Here is a 16,332-nt window from a genome sequence, read left to right on the forward strand (position 1 = left end):
TCAGGCATTGCCCCGCACGAGGCCTGCGACATGGTCCGCTATGGCGAGCGAAGATGTAAGGCCGGGCGATTCGATTCCGAACAGATTCACCAGGCCCGCGACGCCATGGCTCTCGGGCCCCTCGATACGAAAGTCCTGTGTGCCTGCGCTCGCTGGAGCAATTTTGGGCCGGATGCCGGAATAATCGGGCTGGAGCACGCCATCGGGAAGGTCCGGCCAGTAACGGCGGATCGCGCCGTAGAAGGACGCCGCCCGTAGGGGATCAACGGCGTAGTTCACCTCGTCGATCCATTCCACGTCCGGCCCGAATCGGGCGCGGCCTGCGAGATCCAAGGTAAGATGCGTGCCTAGTCCACCCGGCACCGGTACGGGGTAGATCAGATGCGCGAAGGGTGCGCGCGTGCTCAGGCCGAAATAATTGCCCTTGGCGAAATAGGCCTGCGGCACCTTTTCCCCAGGCATGCCCTCCAACGCACGGGCTACCGCGGGGGCGTGGAGCCCTGCGGCATTGATCACGGTGCGGGCTCGAAGCGATGTGCCGTCGCCGTCCTCAATCCTCAGGACGATGCCGTCGCTGGTGACCCGTCCATCCCGAACGCGGCAATGAAAGGCAAAGCTAGCGCCGGCATTTTCCGCATCGCCCTGCAGCGACAGCATATAGGCGTGGCTATCGATGATGCCTGTCGTCGGCGAGAGCAGCGCGGCCGTGCACTGAAGGGCCGGTTCGAGCGCGCGGGCCTCATGGGCTGAGAGGAATCGCAGACCCTCCACGCCATTGCCCTCGGCATGAGCGGCAATGCCGGCGAGCCGCTCCCGCTCTGGATCGTCGGTCGCGACGATCAACTTGCCGCAGGCCTTGTGGGGGACACCTCGCTCGGCGCAGTAGGCGTAGAGCGCTCGTCGTCCCTCCACGCAAAGCCGCGCCATGAGGCTGCCATGCGGGTAGTAGATGCCGGCGTGGATCACTTCGCTGTTGCGGGCTGACGTCTCTGTGCCGATCGACCCCGCCGCTTCCAGAACCAGAACGTCTCTTCCAGCGAGGGCGAGCCGCCGTGCGATGGCAAGTCCTACCACGCCAGCTCCGATGACGACGACATCAACCTCTTCCACGCCCTGGCCTTCCTGCTTTGTCGTCGCGGCGCGACCCTTCACAGATTTGTGGTGTCATAAAAAGTCTCGATGGTGAGTTGCAGTTTAACGCTCCACTCCTGCTCATCACATGCTCAACCTTCCAATTTCGGGGGATTTTTTGACAAATATCAGTGCGCTCTCTTCTGACCTTCCGCAGTCGTAACAGCCGGACGGAGCGGGTTGCGGAAAAATATGGTTAACGAAGGCTTGCCGAGCGATGGAGCTTGCTGGCACAAGGGAGCGAGTCTTATCAGTATTTGCGTGGGTAGCCTTGTAGGGGGCTGCCGTGACCAGGGTATGGTATCCGATGCACCAACCTGAAGCCCTGTATGCTGGCGCTCCAGGCGCGGAGAACGACGACAGCCAGATGTTCGAGCTCGCGCCCGTGTCGCTGTGGCTCGAGGATTACAGTGGGCTCAGGCGCATATTTGATGACTGGCGCGCGGCCGGCGTCATCGATCTGCGGAGCCATCTCCTAGCCGACCTCGATCGGGTAAAGCAGTGCTCCAGCGCAATCCGGGTCGTCAAGGTCAATCGGAAGACGTTGTCCCTTTTCGAGGCGCAAGATGTTGGGCATCTTGTCCAGAACCTCGGTTTGGTGTTCCGCGACGACATGTTGACGACCCATATGGAGGAACTGGTCACCATGTGGGAGGGGAACACACGCTTCGCGAGCAATACCGTCAATTATACGCTGTCCGGCAAGCGGCTCGACATCCAGCTGAACGGCGTCATCCTCCCAGGTTATGAGGCAAGCTGGGAGCGTGTCCTCGTCTCCATCGAGGATGTGTCGGAACGTGAGCAGGCGCGGCGGCGCATTCTGGTTGCGGAGGAATATGCCCGTGGCTTGTTCCAGCACTCGCCGGTCTCGTTGTGGGTGGAGGATTTCTCAAGCATCAAACATCTCATCGATGAGGTCCGGGAGCGCGGTATCGTCGACTTTCGTGTCTTCATCGATGTCCATCCGGAATTCATTTCGCGCTGCATGAGCGAAATTCGCGTCCTCGACGTCAATCAGCACACGCTTGAACTGTTTCGTGCGCCGGACAAGGGAACGCTGCTGCATCGACTGGCGGACGTCTTCCGCGATGGAATGGAGCAGCACTTCAAGGAGCAACTGATCGACCTCTGGAACAATCAGCTTTTCCAGCAGCGCGAGGTGGTGAACTACGATCTCGACGGCCGGGAGCTAACCCTGCTGATGCAATTCTCCGTACTGCCGGGCTACGAGACGGATTGGTCTCTCGTTCAAATTGCTCTTACCGACATCAGCGCACGCAAGAAGGCGGAGGCGTATCTCGAGTATCTCGGCAAGCACGATGTGCTGACCAAGCTCTACAACCGCTCCTTCTTCGTGGAGGAGTTGAACAGGCTTGAACGGCGCGGCCCGCGGCCGGTGACGATCATCATGGCTGATCTCAATGGCCTGAAGCGGGTGAACGACCAACTCGGCCATGCGGCCGGAGACGGGCTCCTGCGTCGAGCGGGCGAGGTGCTTGGCAAGCTCGTTGAGAAGCCCCACCACGTGGCTCGCATCGGCGGCGATGAGTTTGCTGTGCTCATGCCGGGCGTCGAACAAGAGGACGGTGAAGCCGTGATGCTCGAGCTTGAAAATCTCGTTAATCTCAACAACCAGTTCTATTCCGGCTTGCCGCTGAACCTCTCGATCGGCGTGGCCACCAGCCAGGCTGATGAGAGGCTGGAGGCCGTCGTCAGCCGCGCGGACATGCTGATGCTCAAGGCAAAGCGCGCCTACTACGCCAATGTGCAGAACGACCGTCGCCGCGGCCGCTCAACCGCGGGGCGCTAGTGCAGGTCCGGCTTGGCGGACATTCAACCCGGGCCTGTTGACCTGCCGGTTCGTCTTCAGGAGAGCAAGTCCGCGCGGAGCGGACTGCCCTCACCAGCGCTGAGGAGGCTCGAAGCGGCGCCGTAGCTTCGTCAGCTCTTCAGCCGATAGCCGGTCTTGAAGATCCAGGTGACAGTGGCAAGGCATATCAGAAGAAAGACAACAATCATGCCAAGGCTGACAGCCACGCCGACGTCTGAGACGCCGAAGAAGCTCCAGCGGAAGCCGCTGACGAGATAAACGACGGGGTTGAACAGCGCTACTGTTTGCCAGAACGGCGGGAGCATGTTGATGGAATAGAAGCTGCCGCCGAGAAAGGTGAGCGGTGTGACGACGAGAAGCGGAACGAGTTGCAGCTTCTCGAAACCATCGGCCCAGATGCCGATGATGAAGCCCAGCAGGCTGAAGGTGACGGCGGTCAGAATGAGGAACAGCAGCATCCAGACAGGATGCTCCACCCGGAGCGGCACAAAAAGATAGGCCGTCGCGAGAATGATCAACCCGAGAATGACGGATTTGGTGGCGGCTGCGCCGACATAGCTGATAACGATTTCCAGCGGTGAGACCGGCGCAGACAGAAGCTCGTAGATGGTTCCGGTGAACTTTGGGAAATAGATCGCGAAGGAGGCGTTCGAGACGCTCTGCGTGAGCAGCGAGAGCATGATGAGGCCCGGCACGATAAAGGCGCCATAGCTCACGCCATCGATTTCCCGCATGTGGCTACCGATGGCGGCACCGAAGACGATGAAATAGAGCGATGTCGAGATCACCGGAGCGATGATGCTTTGCAGCAGAGTCCGCCAGGCGCGCGCCATTTCGAACTTATAGATTGAACCAATCGCATAGTAGTTCATGCGCCGTTCCTCACGAGACTGACGAAGATCTCTTCGAGAGAGCTTTGAGTCGTCTGAAGATCCTTGAAGGTTACATCCGCTTGCCGGAGAGCGCCCAGCAGATCGGTTATACCGGTGCGCTCGCCTTGAGTATCATAGGTGTAGACAAGCTCGTGGCCATCCGCCGCGAGCTCAAGGCCATAAATCTCAAGGGCGGCCGGAATATGATCAAGCTTCTTCTGCAGCAGGATCGTCAATCTTTTCTGACCGAGCTTGCGCATCAACTCGTGCTTGTCTTCAACTAGAATGATACGGCCCTTATCGATGACGCCAATACGATCGGCCATCTCCTCCGCTTCTTCGATATAGTGGGTGGTGAGGATGATGGTGACGCCGTTGTCCCGGAGCGTCCGTACCACATCCCACATGTCGCGGCGGAGTTCGACATCGACGCCGGCGGTTGGTTCATCGAGGAAGAGGATCTGCGGTTCATGCGATAGCGCCTTGGCGATCATCACACGACGCTTCATGCCGCCGGACAATGTCCGGATTGGGCTGTTGCGCTTATCCCATAAGGAGAGGTCGCGCAGAATCTTCTCGACATAGGCGGGGTTGGACGGCTTGCCGAAGAGCCCGCGGCTGAAGCTCACAGTTGCCCATACCGTCTCGAAGGCGTCCGTGGTCAATTCCTGTGGAACGAGACCGATCTTGGAGCGGGCAGCACGGTATTCCACGGTGATATCGTGGCCATCAGCGAGGATGGTGCCCTCACTGGGACTGACGATTCCGCAGATGATGCTGATCAGCGTCGTCTTGCCGGCGCCGTTGGGACCGAGCAGGGCGAAGATCTCGCCCTTGTTGATGGTGAGGTCTATGCCCTTGAGGGCTTGGAAGCCCGAGGCATAGACCTTGGACAGTTGGGAGATGGAAATGATGGGTTGCATCGTGGGGCTTTGGAGCGGTGAGGCTTGAACTTCGCCTGAGGAGGGCAGGGCACAGCCCCGCACGGCGTTGATTCGAGCGCAGTAAAATCGGGAGCCGGACCCTACGCGCCAAGTCTCTTCGGCGCCAGCCGCTAATGGTCAGATTTTACGTCTAATTTGGTAAAATAGGCTCATTTCATGTCGCGCTGTGCGCCACAGCACGTGTTCCTCTCTCTCGCCTATTCGAACCTCCGGGCGACGATCACCCGCCTACGGGCGGGTGATCGGCCCGTCAGTATTTGGGGGGCTCTATTTCGCGGGAGCGGCGTCCTTCACTTCCGCTGCAGGGTCCAGAGCTTCAGCTATCGCGTCATCCACACGCTCCAGCCACACGAATTCGAGACGCTTGCGCGCATCTTCCGGAATGTCCTCAAAATCTCGGCGGTTGCGGGCGGGCAGGAGGACGCGAGTCAGCCCTGCGCGTGCTGCGGCCACCACCTTTTCCTTGATGCCGCCGACGGGCAGGACAAGGCCACGCAGACTGATCTCACCCGTCATGGCCGTGTCGCTGCGTACGGTACGCCCTGTCAAGGCGGAGACGAGCGCCGTGAACATCGCGACGCCCGCGCTCGGCCCGTCCTTGGGCGTCGCGCCTGCCGGAACGTGGATATGGATGTCGTTGCGCTCAAAGAGCGTGGGATCGATACCGACATCCTTGGCCTTGCTCTTCACGAGGCTGAGCGCGGCCTGGGCGCTTTCGCGCATCACCTCGCCCAGCTGGCCGGTGAGGATCAGCCGCCCGCCACCGGGCGTGCGTGTGGCCTCGATGAAGAGGATGTCGCCGCCGACGGGTGTCCAGGCAAGGCCTGTCGCGACGCCAGGCACACTCACCCGCATCGCGACCTCGTCTTCGAAACGCGGCGGGCCGAGCAGGTCATCGAGCTGATCAAGACCGATATGCGTATGGCCAGCGTTACCCTCGGCGATGCCGACGGCGATATGCCGGAGCGCCCTGCCAACCTCACGCTCGAGGTTACGCACGCCTGACTCGCGCGTGTAATTGCGGATGATGGCCATGAGAGCGGCGTCGTCGATATCAACCTGCTCAGGCTTGAGACCGTTGGCTTCCAACTGTCGGCGGACGAGATAACGCTTCGCGATCTCCAGCTTTTCGCTGTCTGTATAGCCAGAGAGGGTGATGATCTCCATACGGTCGCGCAAGGGGCCTGGGATCGTGTCGAGCATATTGGCGGTAGCGATGAACACAACGCGCGACAGATCGAACGGCACGCCAAGATAGTTGTCGCGGAAGCTGTTGTTTTGCTCAGGGTCGAGCACCTCCAGCATGGCCGCGAAAGGGTCGCCATGCACGCCGCTGCCCATCTTGTCGATCTCGTCAAGCATCAGCACGCAATCGCGTGAACCCGCCTTGCGGATTGCCTGGATGATGTTGCCAGGCAGGGCGCCGACATAGGTCCGACGATGGCCGCGGATCTCCGCCTCGTCGTGAACACCGCCGAGGCTGACACGTCCGAACTGGCGTCCCATCGCCCGTGCGATCGACTGACCGAGGGAGGTCTTGCCGACGCCGGGTGGTCCCGCGAAGCAGAGGATCGGCGCTTTGCCCTGCGGCGCGAGCTTGCGTACCGCGAGATATTCGACGATTCGCGTCTTGATTTTATCGAGGCCGAAATGATCCTCGTCGAGGATTCGCCGCGCCTGCGCAATGTCGATCGGCTTTTCCTCGGGCAAGGCCCACGGCAGCTCGATCAGCCAATCGAGGTAGGTGCGGATCATGCCGTATTCAGCAGAGGCATCCGGCATGCGCTCCAGCCGGCGCAATTCCTTACGCGCCGCCTGGTCGACATCCGGCGGCATCTTGGCCTTGGTAATCGCCTCTGTAAGCTCGGCCACCTCCTGCGCTTTGCCATCACCCTCGCCGAGTTCACGCTGGATAGCCGCCATCTGCTCGCGCAGCAGAACCTCACGTTGGCGCTCGTCGAGCGAGGCCTTGGTCTGACGGCCGATTTCCTGGGAGAGGCGCAGCACTTCGATGCGCTTGGCGAGGACTTTTGCAACCTTCTCCATGCGGGCATGGAGGTCGACGGTCTCGAGGATGTCCTGCTTGTCGTTTGGCGAGATGTCGATGTAAGCCGCGATGAGGTCAGTGAGCGCGGAGGCCGATGTGGCCCCTTGCACGGCTGCCAGCAATTCCTGCGGCGCCTGCGGCAGGAGCTGGAGGGCTTCCGTCGCCTGCCCCTGCAAATGCAGGAAACGCGCCTCAATGTCAGAGCTGTTGCCGTCGGGTTCCTCGATGCGACGGACACGGGCTGCGAGGTACGGCGTCTCCTTGATGAACTCCTCCACATAGAAGCGGCCGTCGCCTTGGCAGATCAGATGATGCGAGCCGTCCGGCGCAGTCACGAAGCGCAGAATATTGGCGACCACGCCCATGCGGTGAAGGCCGAGCGGAGACGGCTCGGCCTCTGGATCGCGCTGCATCAAAACGCCGATCTGACGCCCTTCCCGTACGGCTTGCTGGGCGGCTGCAACGGATGTTGGTCTGCCCACGACGATGGGCATGACGACCCCTGGGAACAGAACAAAATTGCGAACGGGCACGATCACGAGCGCGTCCGGCGGAAGTTCGCTCGGGCGCTGGGCTGTGGCTGTGTCGGTGCCGGGGGCACCGCCAGCGTCGGCGGCAAAAAGGGGCAGGTTCTTGAGCATCATGGCGGGGCCCTGATCAGACAAGCTTACGCAGGACGACAAGGAGGCAACCGTTGATCACGGACGGCCTGCCGACCTCATAACGGCCTGTTGGTAACTGAAGTTGCCGTTCGAACCGGCCTTGAGGCAGCTCGAGGCGATGAATGGTCGCCGTTCTCAGTTCAGGCGGGAGGACACGTTCTCCCGCGATGATGAGGACCCCGTTGGCGATGGAGACCTGGATATGATCGGGATCGACGCCTGGCAAAGCAGCCAACACCCGCAGCTCATGGTCAGTCTCAAGTACGTCGACAGGCGGTTCCCACTGGGGCGTTGTCATCCGCCCAGCACCGGCGGCGGGGCGAAACAGATCCCGATGCATCCGCTCGGCCCGCGCCAGCATTTCGACCGCATCGGACCACATCCAGGCCTTCAGGTCCCGGTTCTTCATTACTCGGTCTCCGCAAGACTTCTTCGCCACGCCCATAGATAAGGTGCGATCACGCCTTCTGCCAATTGCCAATAACAGTCACGCCATTGCCTTCAGCAGGTCGGTCATCACCCGGGCGACGTGTTGCACCGCAATATCGGTGCTTCGGCGCACATGCCAGGCAAGATGCAGCGGAAAACCGGGGATCAGGATCGGAGGATCGAAAACGGCGAAACGCTCCCCGTTATCCGTCGGCAGGCACCGGCTGGGCAACATGGCGATGAGATCGGCGCCGTCCACCAGGGGCGGCACCATGGTGAAGCTTGGCACAACGATGCCAACCCGCCGGCTTCGACCGATCCTCGCCAGGCTGTCGTCGAGGGCTCCCCGCATCTCGCCGCGTGCGGAGACCAGCACATGCGGGAAGGCAAGCCATCGCTCCAGCGTGAAATCGGCGGCCGCCGGATGATCCCGGCGCATGAGGACACGGTAATGTTCCTGCAAAATGTCCTTGCGCTGGAACGACGGATCTGCGCGCGGGAAGACGGAGGCTGCAAGGTCAATGGTGCCCTTGGCAAGGCCGTCGAGAGCCGCGTCCGCGCCCTGCCAGGGCTGGATGACGAGATCTATGCCGGGCGCTGATCGCGCAAGATGAGCATGCAGAGGGCCCACGACGATGACGGCCGGATAATCCGCCATGACGATGCGCACAGCGCGGCGGATCTCCCGGATATTCGGGGGAGGCGGGTCGATGAGTTCCGCAGCATCCGCCAGCAAGGCCTTCAGACTTGTGCGCAGAGCCTCGGCGCGCGGCGAGCGCCGCATACCACCACGCGCGCGTTCGAGCAGCGGATCGCCAAACATTTGCCTGCAGCGCTCAAGCGCGCTCGACGTTGCGGGTTGCGACAGCCCCAGACGGTGTGCCGCACGGGAGACATGAGCCTCGTCGAGCAGGGCGTCGAGCACCACGAGCAGGTTGAGATCGATTCCCCGTAAATTCATGCGATGGATAGTATCCTATAGCTGATATCGATTGGATAAATTATCAGGCGCGTCGCATCCTCCTCTGATCGAGCATCGCTCGCCCGCTCCCGATGTTGCTTACTGAGGAGGCCGCCCATGTCTCAGCGCCATGCCAAGACCCTTGTCCTGATGTTTCATCCCGATGTGAACAGATCGCGTGCCAACAAGGCCCTGTCCCATGCGGCGGCTGCGCTCGAAGGTGTAACCGTCGCCGATGTCAGAGCCGATTATCCGGATGGCCGCATTGACACCGATGCCGAGGTCGAGCGCTTGCTTGGCGCCCAGCGGATCGTGCTGCAATTCCCCATCCAGTGGTATTCAACCCCGCCGCTCCTCAAGGCTTGGCAGGATGTCGTGCTCACCCGGATGTTCTACATGAACTACCAAAACGAAGGACGGCTTCTGGAAGGCCGCCCTTTGCTGGTTGCGGCGACCGCGGGGAACAAGGCGAGCACCTACGCCGAGACTGGTTCCAATCTCTGCCCGCTGGAGGCGCTGCTTTCTCCCCTGCGTGTCACGGCCCACCGATGCGGTCTCGCCTGGGCGGACCCGTTTTTGCTGTATGAGGCGAACACGCTGCCGACCACCGCGTTGGCGGAGGCAGCTGCGGACTACGCTACCCGTTTGCGGACATGGATCGCGACGGCAGCCTAGGATCAATCGGCATTCAAGAACGGTGGCTTACCATTGTCACCACGCGGGCTTGTCCCGGAAATCAGGCCAACCCGCGATTTCGGTCATTGGTCAGGAACGTGGCATCGCGGAGTTCTCCTGATCCCTGTGGGGCATCTTCCCAATCAGGATGGCCTGGGCACCCCCGCCATCACCGTTGGACCGAACGTCGGTCGGCCCGGGTGGTCGTGGTGCGGGCCGCCTCATCGTGATCGGGTGACTCAAGACCTATTCGTCAACGCCAACCGTCATCGTGACAACGGTGGATGCGCCGGGGGGAATGGTCGCGAGGCCCGGCTTGCGTTTGAAATCGTCGGCAAAGCCAGCTGGGTCCGGGCGCCCGTGCCAAGGTTCGATGCAGAGGAAACCCGCTCCCGGCTTCATCCACAACATGACGTCGGGACAATTCTTGTAAGCGATCCTCAGCGCGATCTTACCAGCGGGGGAGCCAAATCGAACTTCGGAGCTCTCCGGCGCGACAACGAAGAGACCGCCGCCCGCGAAAAGATCGTCCTGGAGGGCAAGATGGCCGTCCGGCACATCGATAACCGTGCTTTCATCCGTGAAGAAGCCTTGGACTGGCCGTTTGGTTGCCAGACGTCGGTCGTCCGCAAAACGCACGGTATAGGAGTCCTTCTGCACCCCGGCTTCCAGCGGCCAGCGAAAACCAGGATGAAAACCGAAGCTTGCCGGCAGCGCCTCACGCCCTGGATTGGTGATTGTCGCGGCGATGCGCAGGCCCTCCGCGCCGAGGCTGTAGTCGAGCTGCAGACGAAACGCGAAAGGATAGTGCTCGCGCGTGGCGGCGGTTGCTTCAAGCGTCAGGGTACAACGATCAGGTTCGCTCGCGGTGACTGTAAAGAGTGAGCGTTTGGCGAAGCCGTGCGGAGGCATCGGATAGGTGCGTCCGTCCACACGGATTTCGCCGTTGGTGACGAGGCCGATAGTCGGAAACAGCACCGGCGCGCGCTCGGCCCAGCTGTTGGCGTCACCGGGCCATAGGAGCGGCCGGCCGTCATGATCAAGGCTCATCAGCTCGGCGCCCGCGGGATTGATGCTGGCGCGATAGCCATGGCTTGCAATGTGCACGAGTGGTGGGGTTCGGGTCTCGGTCGATGGGGGCATGGGGTCCAGTGGGGTACGTCGCTGCCCGGCCGTTCCGGGGCGCCCAATCTAATACGCAAAGAGCGATAGTCGTCGAGACCTGCTGTGGCATTCCAGGCCCGTAAGGGACATCAATCTTGGGACGCTGCTGCGCGCGGCGCTCCCACGGAGCCTCGGAATTCAAGCGTCGCGGGAAGCTGGACATGGCGCCGAGGCTTTGGCGAGACCTGCATGTTGCGGCTGTCCTCCAGCCGCTCCATCAGGAGTTCCCAGGTGGTCTCCGCGATTGCGGTGCTCGGATGCCGGATGATGGACAGGGGCGGCGTCATGACATCAGCCCAGACCGGCTCGTCGAAGGCGACCAGCGACACATCATCAGGGCAGGTAATTCCCGCATCCCTGAACGCGCGGAGCACCCAGAGCGTGATCACGCTGTTGCTGGCGATGACGGCTGTCGGTGGGGCAGGGGCGTGCAGAGCGGCGGCGAGCCGGGGTCCGAACGCGATCTCATCCTCCCCGCTGACGAGAACTGTGGTGCGCGTCGCTTCCACGGCGGCTTGCCCAGCGGCCTCGAAGGCGGCGATGCGCTGCTGTGTTGTGACGAGGTCCGGATAGCGTGCTGTGTAGAGGATATGGCGATGTCCTCGGGCGATGAGGCCGGCGACGGTCGCTCTCATGGCTTCGCTGTTGTTCATCGTCACATAGTCGAAGCGGTCGTCCGGCCAGAGGCGGTCCACCATGATCGCCGGAACACGTGAGCGGTCGAGCAGGTCGAAAGTACGCTGCGGCGACTGGCTTGGAACGATGATCAGACCGGCGATGCGGTGGGCGAGCAGCGTTTCGACGCGTCGGTATTCCATCTCCGGATCGTGCCGGCTGAGGATCTGGACCATCTCATAGCCGCGCGTGTAGGCGATGTCCTCCAGGGCATCGATCAAGCTCGTGAAATAGGCGCTTGCCGCATGGGGCACGCACAGCCCGATGACGCGGGAACTCTGACTCTTCAGGTTCTGGGCCAAGCTGTTGCGCAGATAGCCGAGATGGGCGATGGCCGCCAGCACCCGCTCACGCTTGTCCGCGCTGACGACCTGCGGATCATTCAGCACATTGGATACCGTGCCCGTCGACACCCCCGCGCGGCGCGCGACATCATGCATGGTCGGCTTACGCATTATGTTCACGAACGGCCCCCAAACAGGTCGCGAAGAATAGACGGACCGAGCCCGACCATCCACGTTTTTCCGGCGCGGGCGCGATTGGGGGGAAACTCTGGTCGTTCACTGTTCCTCCATCGGCTCCTCCAAAGGATCCACGGGGTCTAGAGCTGCCGTGATGGATTTCGCTTGAAGAGCACCACGATTTCAATCTATCTTTGGAACGTTTCAATCACAAGCCGCGCAAACCGGGAAGACCATCGCCACATGAAAGTCACGGGAGTTGAAACGTTCAAATTCTGGGTCGACTGGTGCAATTGGCTGTTCGTCCGCATCACGACGGATGAAGGCCTCACGGGCTGGGGCGAGGCTTCCCTCCATGGACCGATCGAATCCGTGGAAACGGCCATTCGGGAGATGGCCCCCCATCTCATAGGCCAGGATCCCGGGGGGCCGGAGCAGCATTGGCATCGCCTCTACAATGCCTGGCGCTGGCGGGGCGGGGCCACCCTCACGAGCGCCCTGAGCGGGATCGATATCGCGCTGTGGGACCTTGAGGGCAAGCGGCTCGGCGTCCCCGTGTATCGCCTCCTCGGCGGCGCTCACCGCAAGCGCCTGCGTGTCTATGCGAGCCACTGGTTGTCTGGCGTGCGCACGCCCGAAGCCGCGTTTGACGGCGCGCGGGAAGCAGTGCGTCGTGGCTTCACCGGCTTCAAATGCTGCCTGATCAGCTATGACGGCTTGCGGGCGAACGAAGCGCGCGAGCTGCGACTCGCCCGCGAGATGATGGCGGCGGCGCGCGAGGGCGCGGGACCGGATGTCGACATCTTCCATGAATGCAGCGAATTCCTGTCGCCGCGCACGGCGGTGATGCTTGACGAGGCCCTGTCGCCTTACAGGCCCGGCTGGTTCGAGGAGCCCATCCCGTTTGAGAACGCGAAGGTGATGGCGCGTCTTCAGCGCGATATTCGCACACCGATCGCCACGGGCGAGCGTCTGCTGTCACGCTATGAATTCCGCGAACTGCTGGAGGAGGGCGGCTGCAAGATCGTTCAGCCGGATATCATGCATGGCGGCGGGTTCACCGAGTTGCGGCGCATAGCGGCGATGGCGGATACCTATTATGTGCCGGTCGCGCCGCATAATCCGGGTGGGCCGATCTGCACGGTTGCCTCCATGCATCTCGCGGCCAGCATTCCGAATTTTTACATCCTTGAGCAGATGGAGCCGCAACGCGCCATTCGCGACGCCGTCAGCCGTCCCGCGATCCAGTTCGAAGACGGCCATTTCATCTTGCCCGAGGGGCCGGGGCTCGGCCTCGAGCCGGATCTCGAGGCGCTCAAAGACCATGCCTTCACGCCCCAGCCGCGCGGCGAGCGCCCGGGTTCATTATTCCGCTAATAATCGAGAATTGAGGGAGGAGAGCTATGTTGAAATCGCTGCGCTTAAAACTTTTGTCGGGGATCGCGGGTGGGCTTGCGTGCCTTTCAGCCACCGGCGCCATCGCGCAGACGGCGGACAAGCCGATCGTGCTGCAATGGCAGACTGCCAATCTGACGGAGAAGCAGTTCGAGCCCGTCTGGAAAGAGATGGTCGTCGCCTTCGAGGCGGCTAATCCCGGCATCAAGATTGAACCCGTTCTCGTCGCGCGCAAGGATCATTGGACGAAATTCGTGACCGCCTCGCAGGCGCGTCGCGCACCCTGCCTCGTCTCGGTCGATCTGACCACCGCCGCCTACAACGGCTATCTGATGCCGCTCGACAAGTACTGGGACGGAGAGCCGGAGGCTTGGCGCAAGGCCTGGAGCGACGAGGTCATGAAGGCCGCACGCTGGCAGGGCAAGCTATACGGCGTGCCGATCTGGGGCGGCATCTATGCGGAAATCTACAATGAGGATCTCGTCAAGGCCGCCGGTCTTGATCCTGCGAAGCCGCCGGTGAGCTGGGCCGACTATATGACCTGGGCGAAGGCCCTGACTAAGGATGGTCAATGGGCGACGGCCATTCTTGGCGGCAAGACCGACACCACGACACGTGTGTTGCTGAGCTGGATCTACTCAAATGGCGGCGAGGTCTTCAACGCCGACATGACCGAGGCGACCTTCGCCAAGAACCCGAAGAGCCTCGAGGCGATCAAGGCCTATCTCGGGCTCGCGCGTGAGGGGCTCGCCGCGCCGGCGCCGACCACGACGAACTATCTCGAGCAGACAGTCATGTTCGCACAGAACAAGATCGCCACGATGCGCAATGCCAACTGGGCGATCGCCAAGGCCGAGGAAGACAATCCTGCACTGAAGGGCAAGCTCATCGTCGCGCCCGCGCCGCATCAGGTCCCGAACGCACCAACGCTCAAGACCGTGACATCGACGAGCGTTGCGGCCGATTGCCCGAACCCGGACGCGGCCTGGAAGTTCATCAAGTTCGAGGCCGACGCGAAATGGTCGATCAAGCGCGCCAAAATCGCGAACTGGATGCCTATTCGCAGCGATCTCGCCAATGAACCTGAGATCAAGAGCGATCCAATGCTCCTGACCTTCCTGAAGATCGGCGAGAACGCAAAGCCCTATCCCCTGCCGCTGCCGATCTGGGCCGATATCGCGGCCGGCGACATCGTCGATGCCGTCCAGAAGGCGCTCCTCGCGCCGGACACGGTCGAGACGGTGTTCAAGGACCTTGATGCCAAGATCAACCGTAAGCTGAAAGACCAATGACGGCGGTATCAGACAGCCTCTCCCGGCCGGCGCTCCCGGGGCGCCGCCGGGGCCACGCGGCCCGGCCCGGCCTCGAAAGCGAGCGCTGGCACGGATACCTCTTCATCGCGCCGGCCTTCATCTTCCTGTGCGCGGTGATTGTAGTCCCGCTCATCAAGGCGTTCTGGACCAGCCTGGAGCGCACGCGCGGGCTGAACACGATGTTTGTCGGCTTCGACAACTACGTGCGGGTGCTCGAGAGCGAGGCGTTCTGGAATTCGCTCCGGGTCTCTCTGTCCTTCACGGCTCTCTGCGTGGCCATGCACATGGCGATCGGGCTGGGGCTCGCGATGCTGCTCAATCGGGTCGCCCATGCGCGCGCTGTGCTGCGCGTTGCCTTCCTTACACCATGGATGGTGGCGCCGGCGATCGGCTCAACGATCTGGCTCTGGCTGCTGGAGCCGCAATTCGGTGTCGTGAATTATCTGTTTTCGGCCGTGGGGCTGATCGACAGCTACAAGGCCTGGCTCGGTGAACCCTCGCTGGCCTTCGGCTCCATCGTGGCAGTGGATGTCTGGCGGGGTGTGCCTTTCGTTATGCTCCTCCTGCTGGCCGGGTTACAGACCATTCCGGTGGAGCAATACGAGGCAGCGAGCATCGATGGTGCATCACCGTTGCAGCAGTTCCGCTACATAACACTGCCAAACCTGAAGTATTTCATCGTGGTCGCGTCGACGCTCGACATCATCAATACAATCCGCATGTTCGATATCATCGCGGTGATGACGGGCGGTGGTCCTGTGGGGGCAACCGAGGTCCTGCCAGCATTGCTATATAACACCGCCTTCCGCGCCAATCACTTCGGCGAAGCCGCGGCTATCGGTGTGCTGTTGCTCATTCTCGTCCTCGCCTTCTCCGTGCTCTACGTCGGCCTTACACGCACCCATGCGCAGGAGGGTTCACGATGAACCGTGTTGACCTGACACCCGCCGACATTCTGCGGTGGGTGCTCATCCTGGCGGCCCTGGCGGTGACACTTTTTCCGTTCTACTGGATGGTGAATACTTCGCTGAAGCCCGGACCGGAGGTCTTCCAGTCGCCACCGACGTTCTTCTCGTCGAACTGGTCGTTCGAGGCTTATCGCGTGGTCTTCGAGACAAGGCCCATTGGCCGCTATCTGCTGAACAGCCTAGTTGTATCGGTCGGCGCGACGGCGTTGTCCGTGGTGCTGTCTGCACTCGCGGCCTATGGCTTCACGCGCTTCTTCGTGCGCGGGGCCGCCGCATTCGTGCTTTTCCTGCTGTTCACAAAGATGCTGCCGGAAACGCTCCTGATCATCCCTTATTTCCAGATCATGGCGTCACTCGGTCTGGTCGATACCTATCTTGCACTGATCCTCGCTTATTCTTCCTTTGCATTGCCGTTTTCGGTCTGGATGCTGATTGGCTTCTTCCGCACCATTCCGCGCGACATCGACGAAGCGGCCATCATCGATGGCGCATCACGCCTGCAGACCTTCTTCAAGGTTATTCTGCCTCTGGCACGCCCCGGTCTCGTCGCCGTCGCGCTGTTCACCTTCATCATCGCCTGGAATTCTTACGTCTGGGCGCTTGTGCTGACGACGGACGCCAATATGTTCGTGGTGTCGGTGGGCATCGCCAATCTCGTCGGCGAATACCGGGTGCAATGGAACGAACTGATGGCCGCTTCGGTCATCGCGGCGCTGCCGGTGATGATCCTTTACGGTTTCCTCAACCGGCACCTCGTCAGCGCGATTACCGCGGGCGCGGTCAAGGCCTAATCCATTTACGCAC

Annotated in this window: 14 protein-coding genes; 6 read left to right on the forward strand and 8 right to left on the reverse strand. The window is 61.6% G+C overall.

The annotated features are described in order from the left end of the window. The gene (locus tag KIO76_RS26725; protein ID WP_213326604.1) at positions 1-1,110 is read right to left on the reverse strand and encodes an NAD(P)/FAD-dependent oxidoreductase; all 1,110 of its coding nucleotides are present in this window, start codon (positions 1,108-1,110) and stop codon (positions 1-3) included. 328 nt (positions 1,111-1,438) lie between these two features. On the opposite strand from KIO76_RS26725, the gene KIO76_RS26730 reads away from it, so the two are divergent. Next, the gene (locus KIO76_RS26730) at positions 1,439-2,941 is read left to right on the forward strand and encodes a sensor domain-containing diguanylate cyclase (RefSeq protein ID WP_213327126.1); all 1,503 of its coding nucleotides are present in this window, start codon (positions 1,439-1,441) and stop codon (positions 2,939-2,941) included. 131 nt (positions 2,942-3,072) lie between these two features. On the opposite strand, the gene KIO76_RS26735 is transcribed toward KIO76_RS26730, so the two are convergent. The 5 genes from KIO76_RS26735 to KIO76_RS26755 all read right to left on the reverse strand — a co-directional run bounded on the left by KIO76_RS26735 (position 3,073) and on the right by KIO76_RS26755 (position 8,877). After that, on the reverse strand, positions 3,073-3,834 hold the full coding sequence (locus KIO76_RS26735; RefSeq protein ID WP_213326605.1) for an ABC transporter permease: 762 nt from the start codon (positions 3,832-3,834) through the stop codon (positions 3,073-3,075). Beyond that, a complete protein-coding gene (locus KIO76_RS26740) occupies positions 3,831-4,757 on the reverse strand; it encodes an ABC transporter ATP-binding protein (protein ID WP_213326606.1) in 927 nt (308 codons plus the stop codon). Before KIO76_RS26740 ends, KIO76_RS26735 begins: the two co-directional genes overlap by 4 nt. A 288-nt stretch (positions 4,758-5,045) precedes the next feature. Next, positions 5,046-7,469, reverse strand: a complete 2,424-nt coding sequence (lon, locus tag KIO76_RS26745; protein WP_249730055.1) for an endopeptidase La — start codon at positions 7,467-7,469, stop codon at positions 5,046-5,048. A 13-nt stretch (positions 7,470-7,482) separates the two neighbouring features. Next, on the reverse strand, positions 7,483-7,896 hold the full coding sequence (locus KIO76_RS26750; RefSeq protein ID WP_213326607.1) for an Hsp20/alpha crystallin family protein: 414 nt from the start codon (positions 7,894-7,896) through the stop codon (positions 7,483-7,485). 78 nt (positions 7,897-7,974) lie between these two features. Continuing rightward, the gene (locus tag KIO76_RS26755; protein WP_213326608.1) at positions 7,975-8,877 is read right to left on the reverse strand and encodes a LysR family transcriptional regulator; all 903 of its coding nucleotides are present in this window, start codon (positions 8,875-8,877) and stop codon (positions 7,975-7,977) included. A 117-nt stretch (positions 8,878-8,994) separates the two neighbouring features. Here KIO76_RS26755 and KIO76_RS26760 point away from each other — a divergent pair, with 117 nt between their 5' ends. Further along, entirely contained in the window at positions 8,995-9,552 is a 558-nt protein-coding gene (locus KIO76_RS26760; protein WP_213326609.1) for an NAD(P)H-dependent oxidoreductase, read from the forward strand. A 246-nt stretch (positions 9,553-9,798) separates the two neighbouring features. Here the strand turns inward: KIO76_RS26760 and KIO76_RS26765 are convergent, their stop codons facing one another. Together KIO76_RS26765 and KIO76_RS26770 are read right to left on the reverse strand one after the other, a co-directional pair. Then, positions 9,799-10,695, reverse strand: a complete 897-nt coding sequence (locus KIO76_RS26765) for an aldose 1-epimerase family protein (RefSeq protein WP_213326610.1) — start codon at positions 10,693-10,695, stop codon at positions 9,799-9,801. A gap of 110 nt (positions 10,696-10,805) precedes the next feature. Beyond that, on the reverse strand, positions 10,806-11,846 hold the full coding sequence (locus KIO76_RS26770; protein WP_249730178.1) for a LacI family DNA-binding transcriptional regulator: 1,041 nt from the start codon (positions 11,844-11,846) through the stop codon (positions 10,806-10,808). A 249-nt stretch (positions 11,847-12,095) separates the two neighbouring features. Between KIO76_RS26770 and KIO76_RS26775 the strand changes: the two genes are divergently transcribed. The 4 genes from KIO76_RS26775 to KIO76_RS26790 are packed head-to-tail and all read left to right on the forward strand — an operon-like array spanning position 12,096 to position 16,319. Beyond that, positions 12,096-13,229, forward strand: coding sequence for a mandelate racemase/muconate lactonizing enzyme family protein (locus KIO76_RS26775; protein WP_213326612.1), 1,134 nt, complete (start codon positions 12,096-12,098; stop codon positions 13,227-13,229). Between the two features lie 26 nt (positions 13,230-13,255). Next, the gene (locus KIO76_RS26780) at positions 13,256-14,539 is read left to right on the forward strand and encodes an ABC transporter substrate-binding protein (protein WP_213326613.1); all 1,284 of its coding nucleotides are present in this window, start codon (positions 13,256-13,258) and stop codon (positions 14,537-14,539) included. Continuing rightward, positions 14,536-15,486 carry a carbohydrate ABC transporter permease gene (locus tag KIO76_RS26785; RefSeq protein ID WP_213326614.1) on the forward strand — a complete coding sequence of 317 codons (951 nt, stop codon included), beginning with the start codon at positions 14,536-14,538 and terminating at the stop codon, positions 15,484-15,486. The genes KIO76_RS26780 and KIO76_RS26785 overlap by 4 nt, the downstream gene beginning before the upstream one ends. Continuing rightward, positions 15,483-16,319, forward strand: coding sequence for a carbohydrate ABC transporter permease (locus KIO76_RS26790; protein WP_213326615.1), 837 nt, complete (start codon positions 15,483-15,485; stop codon positions 16,317-16,319). The genes KIO76_RS26785 and KIO76_RS26790 overlap by 4 nt, the downstream gene beginning before the upstream one ends. Positions 16,320-16,332: the final 13 nt, after the last annotated feature.

The sequence above is a fragment of the Chelatococcus sp. YT9 genome (genome assembly GCF_018398315.1).
Classification (GTDB): Bacteria; Pseudomonadota; Alphaproteobacteria; order Rhizobiales; family Beijerinckiaceae; genus Chelatococcus.